Here is a 13,425-nt window from a genome sequence, read left to right as displayed (position 1 = left end):
CCCGACGACCCCACGAGAGAGCGTGCATCCACGTGCCACAGCCCTTCGCACTCCCCGCCTTCTACCTGCCGCATCCCGCCCGACTCAATCCCCACCTGGAGGAGGCGCGCGAGCACTCCCGCCGGTGGGCCCGGGGGATGGGCATGCTGGAGGGCTCGGGCATCTGGGAGCAGCAGGACCTCGACGCCCACGACTACCCGCTGCTGTGCGCGTACACCCACCCGGACTGCGACGGGCCGGAGCTCTCGCTGGTCACCGACTGGTACGTCTGGGTGTTCTTCTTCGACGACCACTTCCTGGAGACCTTCAAGCGCACCCAGGACCGCGCCGGCGGCAAGGCCTACCTCGACCGGCTGCCCGCCTTCATGCCGCTGGACCCCTCCGCCACGATGCCCGAGCCGCGGAACCCGGTGGAGGCGGGCCTCGCCGACCTCTGGCTGCGCACCGCCCCGGGCACTTCCCAGGACTGGCGCGAGCGCTTCGCGCTGAGCACCGAGCACCTGCTCAACGAGTCGATCTGGGAGCTGTCGAACATCGACATCGGCCGGATCCCCAACCCGGTCGAGTACATCGAGATGCGCCGCAAGGTGGGCGGCGCGCCCTGGTCGGCCGGACTGGTCGAGCACGCGGCGGGTGCCGAGGTCCCGGCGGGGGTCGCGCACTCGCGGCCCCTGCGGGTGCTCAAGGAGACCTTCTCGGACGCGGTGCACCTGCGCAACGATCTGTTCTCCTACCAGCGTGAGACGGAGGAGGAGGGCGAGCTGAGCAACGGCGTGCTCGTGCTGGAGACCTTCCTCGGCATCGGCACCCAGGAGGCGGCGGACCGGGTCAACGACCTGCTGACCTCCCGGATGCAGCAGTTCGAGGACACCGCGCTCACCGAACTGGGCCCACTGATCGCCGAGCACGGCCTCGGCGCGGAGGAGACGGCCCGGGTGCTGGCGTACGCCAGGGGGCTGCAGGACTGGCAGTCGGGCGGCCACGAGTGGCACATGCGGTCCAGCCGCTATATGAACGGCGGCGGCCCCCAGGGCAGTTCGGTTCTCCCGCTGGGCAGCCTCGGCACCTCGGCGATGGACGTCAAGCGGCTGCTGGCCGCCACCGGCGCCCGGCGCCTGCGGAACTTCGGCTTCGTCCCGCACCGGCGCACCGGGCCGTCCCTGGTGCCCGAACTCCGGCTCCCTGGCGCGGTACGGGTCAGTCCGCACCTGGACGAGGCGCGGCGGGCGTCGCTGGAGTGGGCGGACCGGATGGGCATGCTCGCCCCGCAACCCCGCGCCGGGGACCGGCCGGTGTGGAGCGAACGGACCCTCACCCGCTCCGACTTCGGTGAGCTGGCGGCCTGCATCTTCCCGGACCTCACCGCCGAACAGCTGGCCGTGGCCGTCACCTTCATCACCTGGGGCTGCTACGGCGACGACTACTTCGACGCCGCCTACGGTCGGCAACGCGACCTGGCCGGGGCCAAGCTGGCCGTCACCCGGCTGCTGGAGCTCACCGCGCCGGACCGGGCCGCACCGGTGGTGCCCGCGGACGCGCTGGAACGCGGGCTCGCCGACCTCTGGTCCCGGTTCGCGGATCACCTCGCGCCCGCCGCCCGCGACACCGTCCGGGCCGTCCTGGCGGACCTGCTGGAAGGCTGGGTGACGGAGATCGCCAACCTCGCCCACCACCGCATCCCCGACCCGGTCGACTTCCTCGACCTGCGCCGCCAGACCGTCGGAGGAGAGTTCTTCATCGCGCTCCCCGGCCTGCTGGGCGGCGACGCGCGTCCGCAGCTGCCGCCCGGGGTCCGGGAGAGCGGCACCGTGCGGGCCCTGGAGGGCGCGGCGACCGATCACACCGCCCTGGTCAACGACCTGTTCTCGTACCAGCGGGAGATCGAGTTCGAGGGCGACTTCCACAACTCGCCCCTCGTGGTGGAGAGTTTCTTCGACTGCGCCTACCCGGAGGCGGTGCGCATCGTCGCGGACCTCGCCGAGGCGCGGCTGGACGAGTTCGAGCACCTGGTGGAAGCCGAACTGCCCGTCCTGTGCGAGGACTTGCGGCTCGGTGAGGGCGCCCGGCAGGCGATCGCCGACCATGTCCACCACCTGCGGGCCTTCATGGCCGGCAACCTGCACTGGCACGGCCGCACCGGCCGCTTCGAGGAGGCCGAGCTGCGCCGCCACCACGGCCGGGAACTCCCGGGCCCCACCGGTCTCGGTACCGCGGCCACGCGGCTCCCGCTGCCGACGGGCTGAGCCGGAAGCGGGCTGAGCCGGAAGCGGGCTGAGCCCGGGGACGGGCGGTCTCTCGGCGGCGGGGGCCGCCCGCCCGCTCCCGGGGCGACCGCTACCCGACGGGCGCGGAGCGGATGGAGAGACCGGGCCGGCGGCGGTGGACGGTGAGGTAGACCAGGCCGTCCTCGCCCGCCGAGACCGACCGTCGCGCGCCGTGCGGCAGCCAGGCCGTGCACCCCGGGGTGAGGTCCTGCCGGCCGTTGTCCGTCTCCAGCCGGCCGCTCCCGTCGAGCACCTGGACGAGGACGTCGAGGTCCGGCTCCACGTGCCCGGCGACCTCGGCGTTCGCCGGCAGGCGGATGATGTTCGCGTCCAGCTGGCGCCCCTCCTCCTGGAGGCGCCACAGCGCCCCGCCGTGGTCGGCGGGAGCCTGGCGGAGCAGGGACTCCAGGTGGGTGAGCACACCGGGTCCGGGATCGGACGTCAACGCGGCCTCCTGCGGGCGAGTGGGATCGGCCCGTGGATTCTACGGAGGACCGCACGCGACCAGGGCGGGCGGCGGGCTCAGTCGGCGGCGAGGAGCCGGGCCAGGGCCGCGTCGACATCGAGGTGGTCGGACTCGGATCCGGCGGGCACCAGGGCGAAGGAGTCCGAGAGGAACGCCGTGACGAGCTCCTCCGGCGCGCTGACCAGGGAACCACCGCCGGGCCCCCGCAGGGTGATCAGGACCTCGCCCGCCGACCCCGGGCGGACGTTCACGTCACCGCTGCCGACCGGGCCGAGTCGGCCCTCGTTCAGCAGTTCGCGGCTGAAGTACCAGCACACCCGGGCGGCGTCGCCGGTGCACTGGCACGGGGTCAGCGGGAAGGCCAGGCAGGCCGCGTACGGGAGGCTCGCGTCGAAGCGGAGTTCCGCTTCGACCGGGACGTCTGGCGCCGCGCTCTCGGGGAAGGTCACGGGCACCGGGCGGACGGTGGACAACTGCATCGAATCGGCCTCCTGTGATCGCGACGCGCCGGCCCGGGACGGCCCGGCGTACCCGGGGCGCCTACCCGGTGCGTCGACGGGCAGCCAGGGGCGGACGGATCTCCACAATTCCCTTGCATCGCCGAGTTGCACCGCCCGTCGGCAGGCGTCAACTCCAGGCCAGCGCTTTCACTCCCACGAATGAAATGGCGGGCTGTCCGGAGCCCTGGAGCGGGTCGCGGCGGCCTCCTGCCGGAGGAAGCTGGGGAGCGGGCCGCTTCCGCCGCCCCCTCCCGAACGGAGCCCGTACGTGACCAGCCACCGGCCCCTCCAGGCAGCCGCCGGGCTGCTGCTGTCCGCCGTCCTCGCGGCCTGCTCCAGCTCCGGCTCCGGCTCCGGCACGCCGTCGAACAGCGCGACGAGCCCCGTACAGAGCGGCACGGTCGCGACGAGCCCCGCGCAGAGCAGCGCCGACGCCCTCCAGATCACGATCAAGAACTTCGCGTTCGCGCCCGCGACCCTGAAGGTGGGCCCCGGCCAGACCGTCACCGTGACGAACCAGGACTCAGACGCCCACACCCTCACCGCCGCCGACAAGTCCTTCGACACCGGGACGATCGCGCCCGGCGCCACCGCGACCTTCACCGCGCCCCAGCAGAGCGGCGACCACCCGTACATCTGCACCATCCACCCGTTCATGCACGGCACCCTCACCGTGGGCTGAGCCTCCGTGATCACCCCCGCACCCGCCCGCCGCCACGGCCTCACCCGCCTCCTGCTGCGCCTGGTGGCAGCCACCGGCCTCGCCGTGGACGCGGCCGTCCACGCCCGGCTCGCCGACCGCTACGACACCGTCGGCGACAGCATCAGCCAGGGCACCCTGTTCCGCGCCGAATCCGCCGCCGCGAGCCTCGCCGTGCTGGTGGTGCTCCTGTGGCGCCACCGCACCGGAGACCTCTACGCCTGGCTCGTCGCCGCCTCCGGCCTCGGCGCGCTGCTGCTCTACCGCTATGTCGACGTCGGCACCCTCGGCCCGCTGCCGAACATGTACGAGCCGATCTGGTTCGCCGACAAGACGCTCGCGGCCTGGGCCGAGGGCGTCGCCACCGCGGCGCTCACCGTCCTGCTGCTCGGCTACCGCCGGCGCCGGATCTGACCGCGGCCCCGCCGCCCAGGTGAACGGGCGGCGCGGCGGGCCGGGCGGGCCGGGTGCCGGGAGGGCCGGAGGCGATGATCGCCGGGTTCCCGGAGGCCCTCACCGTCGGAGGCGGACATGCGGATCCTGCTCCTCGCCAGCGCGTTCAACAGCCTCAGCCAGCGGCTGCACGCCGAACTGCGCGACCGACGCCATCAGGTGGAGTTCCAACTCGCCGGTGACGACGAGGAGTTGTCGGCCACGGTGGGCCGCTTCCGGCCGGAGCTGGTGCTCGCGCCGATGCTGCGCACCGCGATCCCCCGGGAGGTCTGGGCGGAGTTCACCTGCCTGATCGTCCACCCCGGCCCGCCGGGCGACCGCGGCCCGTCCTCGCTCGACCGGGCGATCCAGGAGGGCCGCACCGAGTGGGGCGTCACGGTGCTCCAGGCCGAGGCGGAGCTCGACGCCGGACCGGTCTGGGCCTCGGAGCCGTGTCGGCTGTCCGAGCACGGCAAGAGCGACCTCTACCGCAACGAGGTCTCCGACGCGGCCGTGGCCGCCACCCTGCTCGCCGTGGAGCGCGTCGCCTCCGGTACGTACGCCCCGCAGCCGCAGCACGGCCCCGGCTGGCGCGAGACCGTCCACACCCGGCCCTTCCTGCGCCAGGAGGGCCGCCGGATCGACTGGGCGGGCGACTCCACCGAGGCGGTGCTGCGCAGGCTCCGCGCGGCGGACTCCCAGCCCGGGGTGCTGGACGAGCTGTGCGGCGGCGAGTGGTACCTGCACGGCGGCCACCGCGAGCCGGGGCTGCGCGGCCGTGCGGGCGAACTGCTCGCCACCCGGGCCGGCGCCGTCTGCCGGGCCACCTCGGACGGCGCGGTGTGGATCCCCGAACTGCGCCGCCGCCGTACCCCGGGCGGGCCCGCGACCTTCAAGCTCCCGGCGGTGACGGCGCTCGGCGCCCTGCTGCCGCCCCTGCCCGAGGTGCCCGCGCCGCTGATGCCGGGTGAGGGCGAGCAGCCCGGGTGGTCGGACATCCGCTACCGCGAGGACGGCCCGGTGGGCCTGCTGTGCTTCGCCTTTCCGGGCGGGGCGATGTCCACCGAGCACTGCCGCCGGCTGCTGGCGGCCTACCGCTTCGCGCTCGGCCGCCCGACCTCGGTGCTGGTGCTCGGCGGCGGCCGGGACTTCTTCTCGAACGGCATCCACCTCAACGTCATCGAGGCCGCGCCGGACCCGGCCGCCGAGTCCTGGGCCAACATCACCGCGATGGACGACCTGGTCGCCGAGGTGCTCACCACCACCGACCGGCTCGTGGTCTCCGCCCTCGGCGGGAACGCCGCCGCCGGCGGGATGATGCTGGCGCTGGCCGCCGACGAGGTGTGGTGCCGCGACGGCTCCGTGCTCAACCCGCACTACCGGCTGATGGGCCTGCACGGATCGGAGTACTGGACGTACACCCTGCCGCGCCGGGTGGGCGCGGCGGAGGCCGGACGGCTGACCGGCCAGGCCCTCCCGGTGTCGGCGGCGGCGGCCGAGCGGATCGGCCTGGTCGACCGGGTGCTGGACTGCGGGCCGGGCGAGTTCGGGGCGAACGCGGCCCACCTGGCCGGGCTGCTCGCCGCCTCGCCCGGCACCCAGCACCGGATCGCGGCGAAGAAGGCCGCGCGCGAGGCCGGCGAGCGGGCGAAGCCGCTCGCCGCGTACCGGGAGGAGGAGCTGGCGGTGATGCGGCGGCAGTTCTTCACACCCGAATCGCCGTACCACGCGCTGCGGTCCGCGTTCGTCCGCAAGGGCCCGGTGCCCGCCGGGCTCCTCGCCCGGACGTGACCCGAACGGCGGCGGCCGGCTTGCGCGCCCCGGGCGGTCCGCCGGGTTCGCGGACCGGCGGCCGAGCCGGACCGTTGCTATGACTGGGTCCGAGCCATCCCGTCCGGCTCCCATCCCCGAGGAGGCATCCTCATGGGTGCTGCAACCGCTGCAACCGCTGCAACAACCGACACCGACGTGGTGCACATTCTCTGGATCAACGCCGGCCTCAGCTGTGACGGCGACTCCGTCTCGCTGACCGCCGCGATGCAGCCGAGCATCGAGGAGATCGTCACCGGAGCGCTGCCCGGCCTGCCGAAGGTCGCGGTGCACTGGCCGCTGATCGACTTCGAGTGCGGCCCGGTCCAGGGCGCGGACAACTTCGTCGAGTGGTTCTTCAAGGCCGACCGCGGCGAACTCGAACCGTTCGTGCTGGTCGTCGAGGGGTCCATCCCCAACGAGAAGATCAAGAAGGAGGGCTACTGGTGCGGCTTCGGCGACGACCCCGCCACCGGCCAGCCCATCACCACCAGTGAGTGGCTGGACCGGCTCGCCCCCAAGGCGACCGCGGTGGTGGCGATCGGCACCTGCGCCACCTACGGCGGCATCCACGCGATGGCCGGCAACCCGACCGGCGCGATGGGCGTGCCGGACCACCTCGGCTGGGACTGGAAGTCCAAGGCCGGGCTGCCGATCGTCTGCGTGCCCGGCTGTCCGATCCAGCCCGACAACTTCGCCGAGACGCTCACCTACCTGCTGTACCAGCTGGCCGGCTCCGCGCCGATGATCCCGCTGGACGACAAGCTGCGGCCGACCTGGCTGTTCGGCGCCACCGTGCACGAGGGCTGCGACCGCGGCGGCTACTACGAACAGGGCCAGTTCGCCACCGACTACGGCACCCCCGAGTGCCTGGTGCGGCTCGGCTGCTGGGGCCCGGTCGTCAAGTGCAACGTCACCAAGCGCGGCTGGATCAACGGCGTCGGCGGTTGCCCGAACGTGGGCGGCATCTGCATCGCCTGCACCATGCCGGGCTTCCCGGACAAGTTCATGCCCTTCATGGACCCGCCGCCCGGCTCGCGCGTGTCCACCGGCGCCAGCAGCGCGTACGGCTCGCTGATCCGCCGGCTGCGCGCGATCACGCTGAACACCGTCGACAAGGAACCGAAGTGGCGCCGCACCGGCCGCCACCTGACCACGGGCTACCGCCCGCCCTGGTGACAGGGGAGGGCCGCACACCGCCCCGGTGTGCGGCCCCGTCGTTCTCGCAGACAAGGACACGCAGACACGATGGCAACACCGACCACCAGGTCGACCGGCGACGGCAGCGGCCTGACCGAGATGTCCTGGGACCCGATCACCCGGATCGTGGGCAGCCTGGGCATCCACACGAAGATCGACTTCAAGCAGAAGAGGGTCGCGGAGTGCTACAGCACCTCCTCGGTCTTCCGCGGCTACAGCGTCTTCATGCGCGGCAAGGACCCGCGCGACGCCCACTTCATCACCAGCCGGATCTGCGGGATCTGCGGCGACAACCACGCCACCTGCTCGGTCTACACCCAGAACATGGCGTACGGCGTGAAGCCCCCGCACCTGGGGGAGTGGATCATCAACCTCGGCGAGGCCGCCGAGTACATGTTCGACCACAACATCTTCCAGGAGAACCTGGTCGGGGTCGACTACTGCGAGAAGATGGTCAAGGAGACCAACCCGGGCGTCCTGGAGCTCGCCGAGCGCACCGAGGCCCCGCACGCCGGCGACCACGGGTACAAGACCATCGCCGACATCATGCGTTCGCTCAACCCGATCGAGGGCGAGTTCTACCGTGAGGCGCTCCAGGTCAGCCGGTACACGCGGGAGATGTTCTGCCTGATGGAGGGCCGCCACGTGCACCCCTCCACGCTCTACCCGGGCGGCGTCGGCACGGTCGCCACCGTGCAGCTGTTCACCGACTACCTGACCCGGCTGATGCGCTACGTCGAGTTCATGAAGAAGGTCGTGCCGCTGCACGACGACCTCTTCGACTTCTTCTACCAGGCGCTGCCCGGCTACGAGGAGGTCGGCCGGCGCCGCGTCCTGCTCGGCTGCTGGGGCAGTCTCAACGACCCGGACCACTGCGACTTCACATACCGCAACATGACGGACTGGGGCCGGCGGATGTTCGTCACGCCCGGCATCGTGGTCGACGGCAAGCTCGTCACCAATGACCTGACGCAGATCAACCTCGGCATCCGCATCCTGCTCGGCAGCTCCTACTACGAGGACTGGCAGGGCAAGGAACTCTTCGTCACCCACGACCCGCTGGGCAACCCCGTCGACCCCCGGCACCCGTGGAACCAGCACACCATCCCGCAGCCGCAGAAGCGGAACTTCGACGACAAGTACAGCTGGGTGATGTCCCCGCGCTGGTTCGACGGCAAGGAGCACCTCGCCCTCGACACCGGCGGCGGCCCGATCGCCCGCCTGTGGTCCACCGCCCTGTCCGGGCTGGTCGACATCGGCTACGTCAAGGCCACCGGCCACAGCGTGCAGATCAACCTGCCCCGCTCGATGACCAAGCCCGAGGTCACCTTCGAGTGGAAGATCCCGCAGTGGAGCAACGCGATCGAGCGCAACCGCGCCCGCACCTACTTCCAGGCCTACGCGGCGGCCGCCGCCCTGCACTTCGCCGAGAAGGCGCTCGACGAGGTCCGCGCCGGGCGCAGCCAGACCTGGGAGCGCTTCGAGGTGCCGGACGAGTCGATCGGCTGCGGCTTCACCGAGGCCGTGCGCGGCGTGCTCTCGCACCACATGGTGATCCGCGACGGCAAGATCGCCAACTACCACCCGTACCCGCCCACCCCGTGGAACGCCAGCGTCCGCGACAGCTACGGCACGCCCGGCCCGTACGAGGACGCGGTGCAGAACACGCCGATCTTCGAGGAGAACTCCCCGGAGAACTTCAAGGGCATCGACATCATGCGCACCGTGCGCAGCTTCGACCCCTGCCTGCCCTGCGGCGTCCACATGTACGTGGGCAACGGACGCACCCTGAAGACCATGCACGTGCCCACCGGCCTGAGCGGGCTCACCGCATGACGGCCGAACAGACCGGGCTGCGGATCCAGCAGGCCCTGGACGCGCTGGCCGGCAGCGGCGCCGAGCAGACGGGCGAACAACTCGTCCGCGACCTCATGGAGTTCTACGGCGAGGGCCTGGCCAGGCTCGTCCCCGCGCTGCCCCCGCCCGCCCTGGAGCGGATGCTGGACGACCCGGTGGTGGCCGGGCTGCTGCTCCTGCACGACCTGCACCCCGAGGACGTGACCGCCCGGATCGACCGGGCGCTCGCCGCCCTGCCCGAGCGGGTCGAGGTGCTCGGCTTCGCGCCGGAGACCGGCACCCTGCGGCTGCGCCGGACGGCCACCGGCTGCGGCTGCGGGGAGCAGGAGGTGGAGGCCGCCCTCGCCTGCCACGCGCCCGAGGTGACGGCCCTGGAGCTGGAGCGCGCCCCGCAACTGCTCCAGATCGGCACCCGTCCGCCGCAGCCCGCGGAGGCGCGATGAACACCCGACGGGTCTCCCGGGACGGGACCGCCCTGCTGCGCCGGCTGCGCGAGCCGGCACCGCCGCGACCCGAGCAGTGCGGCCTCTGCGGCCACGACCTGCCGGCCGGCCACCGCCACCTGGTGGACGTCGAGGAACGCGCCCTGGCCTGCACCTGCACCGCCTGCGGCCTTCTCTTCCGGCAGCCGGGCGCGGCCGGCGGCCGCTACCGCGCCGTCCCGGACCGCTACCTGAGCGACCCGGACGGCGAATCGGCCGAACGGGCCTGGTCGGAACTGGGCATCCCGGTCGGCACCGTGTTCCTGTTCCGCAACGCCGTGCTGGACCGGCTGCTCGCGTTCTACCCCGGGCCGGCCGGCGCCACCGAGAGCGAGCTGGACCAGGAGGCCTGGGAACGCGCCCTCGGCGCCAGCCGGCTGGCCGCCGCCCTGGAGCCCGACGTGGAGGCGCTGCTGCTGCGCCGCGCCGAAGGGCGGGTCGAGTGCTTCCTGGTGCCGATCGACGTCTGCTACGAGCTGGTGGGCCGGCTGCGGCGGTGCTGGCACGGCTTCGACGGCGGCGCCGAGGCCCGGGCCGAACTCGACGACTTCTTCGGGCAGTTGGCCGTACGGGCCCGCCCGCTGGCAGCGGAGGTGAGGGCGTGACGACGCTCGGCTTCGCCTGCACCGGCGTGCGCTCCGACCCGTACGCGGCCGTGCCGACCCTGGTGTTCCGGCTGCGGATCACGGCTCCCGCCGAAACCCGGGTGCACGCCCTCGCCCTGCAGTGCCAGCTGCGGATCGAACCCGGCCGCCGGTCGTACGGCGACGCCGAGGGCGAGCGGCTGAGCGACCTCTTCGGCGAGCGGGAGCGCTGGGCCGGCACGCTCAACCCGATCCAGTTCGCGACCGTGCCGCTGCTGGTGCCCGGATTCACCGGGGAGACCGAGGCCGACCTCGCGGTGCCGTGCAGCTACGACCTGGAAGTGGCCTGCGGCCGGTACTTCCGGGCGCTGGAGGGCGGCGAGGTGCCGCTGCTGCTGCTCTTCTCCGGCACCGCCTTCGCCGGCCCCGGCGGCTTCCAGGTCACCCCCGTGCCGTGGGACAAGGAGGCCCGGGTGCGGATGCCGGTGCGGGTCTGGCGGGAGGCGGTCGACCGCCACTTCCCCGGCTGCGGCTGGCTGCGGCTGCCCGAGGACCTGATGGACGAGCTGCTGGCCTACCGCTCCCGGCGGGCCCTGCCCTCCTGGGAGGCGACCGTGCGCGAGCTGCTCGCCACGGCCGCGGTCGGGGAGGGGGCCAGGTGAACGGCTTCCCCGAGGGGATCGAGCGCGGCTTCGCGGCCGCCCGGCAGATCGCCGACGCGGTGCTGCTGGAGGGCTACGTGCTCTACCCGTACCGCGCCTCCGCGGCCAAGAACCGGCTGCGCTGGCAGTTCGGCGTGCTGGTGCCGCCCGAGTACACCGCGCAGGGCGGCGAACACTCCCACCAGCGCACCGAGTGCGTCATGGAGTCGCAGCGCGATGACCGGCTGGCGGTCGAGCTGCGCTTCCTGCGGGTCCAGCGGCGCACCGTCGAACAGGCCACCGAAGGCGGCGGGTTCGAGCCGGTGGAGCAGCTGGAGCTCGCCGACCGGGTCCTCGCCGAGTGGGACGAGGGCGTCGAGGAGCGGATCGAACTCCTCCTTCCCGTCGAGGAGTTGACCGGTGAGGGAGTGCAGCACGGGTTCCGGCTGCCGGGCGTCGGCGGGACGGAGCTGCTGCACGAGCACGGCAGCGCCGTCGGCCGCCTGGTGCGCCGGCGCGAACAGGTCGACGGGCTCCTGCGGTTGAGGGTCGAGGAACTGCCCGGCCCGTACCGGGCGCAGCGCCTGACCGCGGAGGTGGAGAACGTCTCCGACTGGACGCCAGGCCTGGGGGCCGGCCGCGAGGAGGCGCTGCCGCGCTCCCTGGTCTCCACCCACCTGCTGCTCGGGCTGGAGCACGGCCGCTTCCTGTCGGTCGCCGACCCGCCCGAATGGGCCCGGCCGGCCGTCGAGCGGTGCCGCAACGAACGCACCTGGCCGGTGCCGGCCGGACCGGAAGGCGGGAACCAGGTGGTGCTGTCCTCGCCGATCATCCTGGAGGACCACCCGCGGATCGCCCCGGAGAGCCTCGGCGCCCTGTACGACGCCACCGAGATCGACGAGATCCTGGCCCTGCGGACGGCGGCCCTGACCGACCGGGAGAAGCGGGAGGCCAGGGGCACCGACGACCGGGCCGGCGCCGTGATCGACCTGGCCGAGTCCATGCCGCCCGAGGTGCTGGAACGGCTGCACGGCGCGATCCGCGGGCTGCGCGAGATCACCGGCGGCGGCCCGGACCCGGAGCAGCCCTGGTGGGACCCGGGCAACGACCCGGAGGTCGACCCCGAACGGGACCGGGTGCTGGTCGACGGCCGGCAGGTCGGCGCGGGCAGCCGGGTGCTGCTGCGGCCCGGACGGCGGCGCACCGACGCCCAGGACCTCTTCCTGGACGGGCGCACCGCCGTGGTGGAGGCGGTGCTGCACGACCTCGACGGCTCGGTGCACCTGGCCGTCACGGTGGAGGACGACCCGGGCGCGGATCTGTGGCGGGCCCAGGGGCGCTTCCGGTACTTCCAGCCCGACGAGGTCACCCCGCTGGAGGAGGCGTGACCGGGCCGACGGTACTGGTCGCCGGGGTGGGCAACATCTTCCTCGGCGACGACGGGTTCGGGGTGGAGACCGTCCGGCGCCTCGCCGCCCAGCCGCTGCCGGACGGCGTCGAGGTGGTCGACGTCGGCGTGCGCGGCGTCGACCTGGCGTACCGGCTGCTCGACGGCTACCGCACCGCCGTCCTGGTCGACGCCACCTGCCGCGGCGGCGCGCCCGGCACGGTGTACCTCATCGAGGCGGCCGCCGAGCCCCTGGAGGTGCCCGTCCTGGACGGGCACCGGATGGGGCCGGACGCCGTGCTCGGGCTGCTCGCCACGCTCGCCGCCGGCACCGGGGGCGAGCCGCCCGGGCGGGTGCTGGTGGTCGGCTGCGAACCGGCGTCCCTGGAGGAGGGCATCGGGCTGAGCGAACCCGTCGCCGCCGCCGTCGAGGAGGCCGTCCACGTGGTCCTGCGGGCCGTGGAGGAGGCCCTGTCGTCGGAGAGGAGGACGACACCATGCTGAGGAAACTCTTCTGCGCGGCCCTGCTGGCGGGGATCGGCGCGCTGGTCTGGCAGAGCCTGCCCGACCTCAAGCGGTACCTGAAGATCTCGCGGATGTGAGCCGCGGATTGCTGCGAACGGTGCAGCCCCGGACGCGGTGGCGGCGCGGCTTCGAGCCGTCGCCGCCACCGCCCCCTGTAATGGGGCGCGTTGCCGGCCGCCGTGGAAAGGGACCGATGCACGAGATGTCGATCGCCGCCGCCGTCGTCGAGCAGGTGGACACGGCCGCGCGCGAACACGGGGCCCCCGGAGTGGCCCGAGTGCGGCTGCGGGTCGGCGAGTTGGCGGGCGTCGTGCCCGAAGCCCTCGACTTCTGCTTCGAACTCGCCTGCGCCGGAACGCTGGTGGAGGGCGCGGCGCTGGACACCGAATCCGTCACGGCACGGGCCCGCTGCGCGCCCTGCGGCGTCGAGTGGGCCGTCGGCATGCCGCCGGACCTCGGCTGCCCGGGCTGCCGCTCCGGCGGCGGCGTCGAGCTGCTGTCAGGTCGCGAGCTCCAGATCCTCGACGTCGAGTGGGCCGGGCGCCCCGGCGTCCGGGCCGAACAGAAAGGCTGAAGCC

Annotated in this window: 15 protein-coding genes; 13 read left to right on the top strand and 2 right to left on the bottom strand. The window is 73.2% G+C overall.

Annotated elements, in window-relative coordinates:
* Nucleotides 1-32 precede the first annotated feature (32 nt).
* Nucleotides 33-2,243, top strand: coding sequence for a germacradienol/geosmin synthase (locus ACIG5E_RS18860; protein WP_396534577.1), 2,211 nt, complete (start codon nucleotides 33-35; stop codon nucleotides 2,241-2,243).
* Nucleotides 2,244-2,334: 91 nt separating this feature from the next.
* Here the strand turns inward: ACIG5E_RS18860 and ACIG5E_RS18855 are convergent, their stop codons facing one another.
* On the bottom strand, nucleotides 2,335-2,709 hold the full coding sequence (locus ACIG5E_RS18855) for a cupin domain-containing protein (RefSeq protein ID WP_396534575.1): 375 nt from the start codon (nucleotides 2,707-2,709) through the stop codon (nucleotides 2,335-2,337).
* Between the two features lie 77 nt (nucleotides 2,710-2,786).
* Nucleotides 2,787-3,209 (bottom strand): SsgA family sporulation/cell division regulator, encoded by a 423-nt coding sequence (locus tag ACIG5E_RS18850; RefSeq protein ID WP_396534573.1) that lies wholly within the window; start codon nucleotides 3,207-3,209, stop codon nucleotides 2,787-2,789.
* Nucleotides 3,210-3,498: 289 nt separating this feature from the next.
* On the opposite strand from ACIG5E_RS18850, the gene ACIG5E_RS18845 reads away from it, so the two are divergent.
* The 12 genes from ACIG5E_RS18845 to hypA all read left to right on the top strand — a co-directional run bounded on the left by ACIG5E_RS18845 (nucleotide 3,499) and on the right by hypA (nucleotide 13,421).
* Nucleotides 3,499-3,912 carry a cupredoxin domain-containing protein gene (locus ACIG5E_RS18845; RefSeq protein ID WP_396534571.1) on the top strand — a complete coding sequence of 138 codons (414 nt, stop codon included), beginning with the start codon at nucleotides 3,499-3,501 and terminating at the stop codon, nucleotides 3,910-3,912.
* A gap of 6 nt (nucleotides 3,913-3,918) precedes the next feature.
* Nucleotides 3,919-4,344, top strand: a complete 426-nt coding sequence (locus tag ACIG5E_RS18840) for a hypothetical protein (protein WP_396534569.1) — start codon at nucleotides 3,919-3,921, stop codon at nucleotides 4,342-4,344.
* Between the two features lie 117 nt (nucleotides 4,345-4,461).
* Nucleotides 4,462-6,153 carry a hydrogenase maturation protein gene (locus ACIG5E_RS18835; protein ID WP_396534567.1) on the top strand — a complete coding sequence of 564 codons (1,692 nt, stop codon included), beginning with the start codon at nucleotides 4,462-4,464 and terminating at the stop codon, nucleotides 6,151-6,153.
* Nucleotides 6,154-6,285: 132 nt separating this feature from the next.
* The gene (locus tag ACIG5E_RS18830) at nucleotides 6,286-7,350 is read left to right on the top strand and encodes a hydrogenase expression protein HypE (RefSeq protein ID WP_396534565.1); all 1,065 of its coding nucleotides are present in this window, start codon (nucleotides 6,286-6,288) and stop codon (nucleotides 7,348-7,350) included.
* 69 nt (nucleotides 7,351-7,419) lie between these two features.
* On the top strand, nucleotides 7,420-9,207 hold the full coding sequence (locus tag ACIG5E_RS18825) for a nickel-dependent hydrogenase large subunit (protein ID WP_396534563.1): 1,788 nt from the start codon (nucleotides 7,420-7,422) through the stop codon (nucleotides 9,205-9,207).
* Complete coding sequence (locus ACIG5E_RS18820) at nucleotides 9,204-9,671, top strand: thioredoxin (protein ID WP_396534561.1); 468 nt, start codon at nucleotides 9,204-9,206, stop codon at nucleotides 9,669-9,671. The genes ACIG5E_RS18825 and ACIG5E_RS18820 overlap by 4 nt, the downstream gene beginning before the upstream one ends.
* On the top strand, nucleotides 9,668-10,315 hold the full coding sequence (locus ACIG5E_RS18815; protein ID WP_396534559.1) for a DUF5947 family protein: 648 nt from the start codon (nucleotides 9,668-9,670) through the stop codon (nucleotides 10,313-10,315). The genes ACIG5E_RS18820 and ACIG5E_RS18815 overlap by 4 nt, the downstream gene beginning before the upstream one ends.
* Entirely contained in the window at nucleotides 10,312-10,956 is a 645-nt protein-coding gene (locus ACIG5E_RS18810) for a DUF6084 family protein (protein ID WP_396534557.1), read from the top strand. Before ACIG5E_RS18815 ends, ACIG5E_RS18810 begins: the two co-directional genes overlap by 4 nt.
* Complete coding sequence (locus ACIG5E_RS18805) at nucleotides 10,953-12,323, top strand: hypothetical protein (protein WP_396534555.1); 1,371 nt, start codon at nucleotides 10,953-10,955, stop codon at nucleotides 12,321-12,323. Before ACIG5E_RS18810 ends, ACIG5E_RS18805 begins: the two co-directional genes overlap by 4 nt.
* A complete protein-coding gene (locus ACIG5E_RS18800; RefSeq protein WP_396534553.1) occupies nucleotides 12,320-12,826 on the top strand; it encodes a hydrogenase maturation protease in 507 nt (168 codons plus the stop codon). The genes ACIG5E_RS18805 and ACIG5E_RS18800 overlap by 4 nt, the downstream gene beginning before the upstream one ends.
* Nucleotides 12,820-12,924, top strand: coding sequence for a DUF6893 family small protein (locus ACIG5E_RS18795; RefSeq protein WP_387933688.1), 105 nt, complete (start codon nucleotides 12,820-12,822; stop codon nucleotides 12,922-12,924). Before ACIG5E_RS18800 ends, ACIG5E_RS18795 begins: the two co-directional genes overlap by 7 nt.
* A 116-nt stretch (nucleotides 12,925-13,040) precedes the next feature.
* The gene (hypA, locus tag ACIG5E_RS18790) at nucleotides 13,041-13,421 is read left to right on the top strand and encodes a hydrogenase maturation nickel metallochaperone HypA (RefSeq protein ID WP_396534550.1); all 381 of its coding nucleotides are present in this window, start codon (nucleotides 13,041-13,043) and stop codon (nucleotides 13,419-13,421) included.
* The last annotated feature ends 4 nt before the right edge of the window (nucleotides 13,422-13,425 follow it).

This window comes from Kitasatospora sp. NPDC053057, assembly GCF_044546945.1.
In the GTDB taxonomy this organism is placed as follows: Bacteria; Actinomycetota; Actinomycetes; order Streptomycetales; family Streptomycetaceae; genus Kitasatospora.
Note: the sequence above shows the minus strand (reverse complement) of the source record. Positions and strands in the feature narration are given on the sequence as shown.

Bases quoted from the DNA above. Each gene is read 5' to 3' on its own strand.
- ACIG5E_RS18850 (WP_396534573.1), bottom strand. From the start codon at position 3,209: ATGCAGTTGTCCACCGTCCGCCCGGTGCCCGTGACCTTCCCCGAGAGC.
- ACIG5E_RS18815 (WP_396534559.1), top strand. From the start codon at position 9,668: ATGAACACCCGACGGGTCTCCCGGGACGGGACCGCCCTGCTGCGCCGG.
- ACIG5E_RS18835 (WP_396534567.1), top strand. From the start codon at position 4,462: ATGCGGATCCTGCTCCTCGCCAGCGCGTTCAACAGCCTCAGCCAGCGG.
- ACIG5E_RS18795 (WP_387933688.1), top strand. From the start codon at position 12,820: ATGCTGAGGAAACTCTTCTGCGCGGCCCTGCTGGCGGGGATCGGCGCG.
- ACIG5E_RS18820 (WP_396534561.1), top strand. From the start codon at position 9,204: ATGACGGCCGAACAGACCGGGCTGCGGATCCAGCAGGCCCTGGACGCG.
- hypA (WP_396534550.1), top strand. From the start codon at position 13,041: ATGCACGAGATGTCGATCGCCGCCGCCGTCGTCGAGCAGGTGGACACG.
- ACIG5E_RS18825 (WP_396534563.1), top strand. From the start codon at position 7,420: ATGGCAACACCGACCACCAGGTCGACCGGCGACGGCAGCGGCCTGACC.
- ACIG5E_RS18830 (WP_396534565.1), top strand. From the start codon at position 6,286: ATGGGTGCTGCAACCGCTGCAACCGCTGCAACAACCGACACCGACGTG.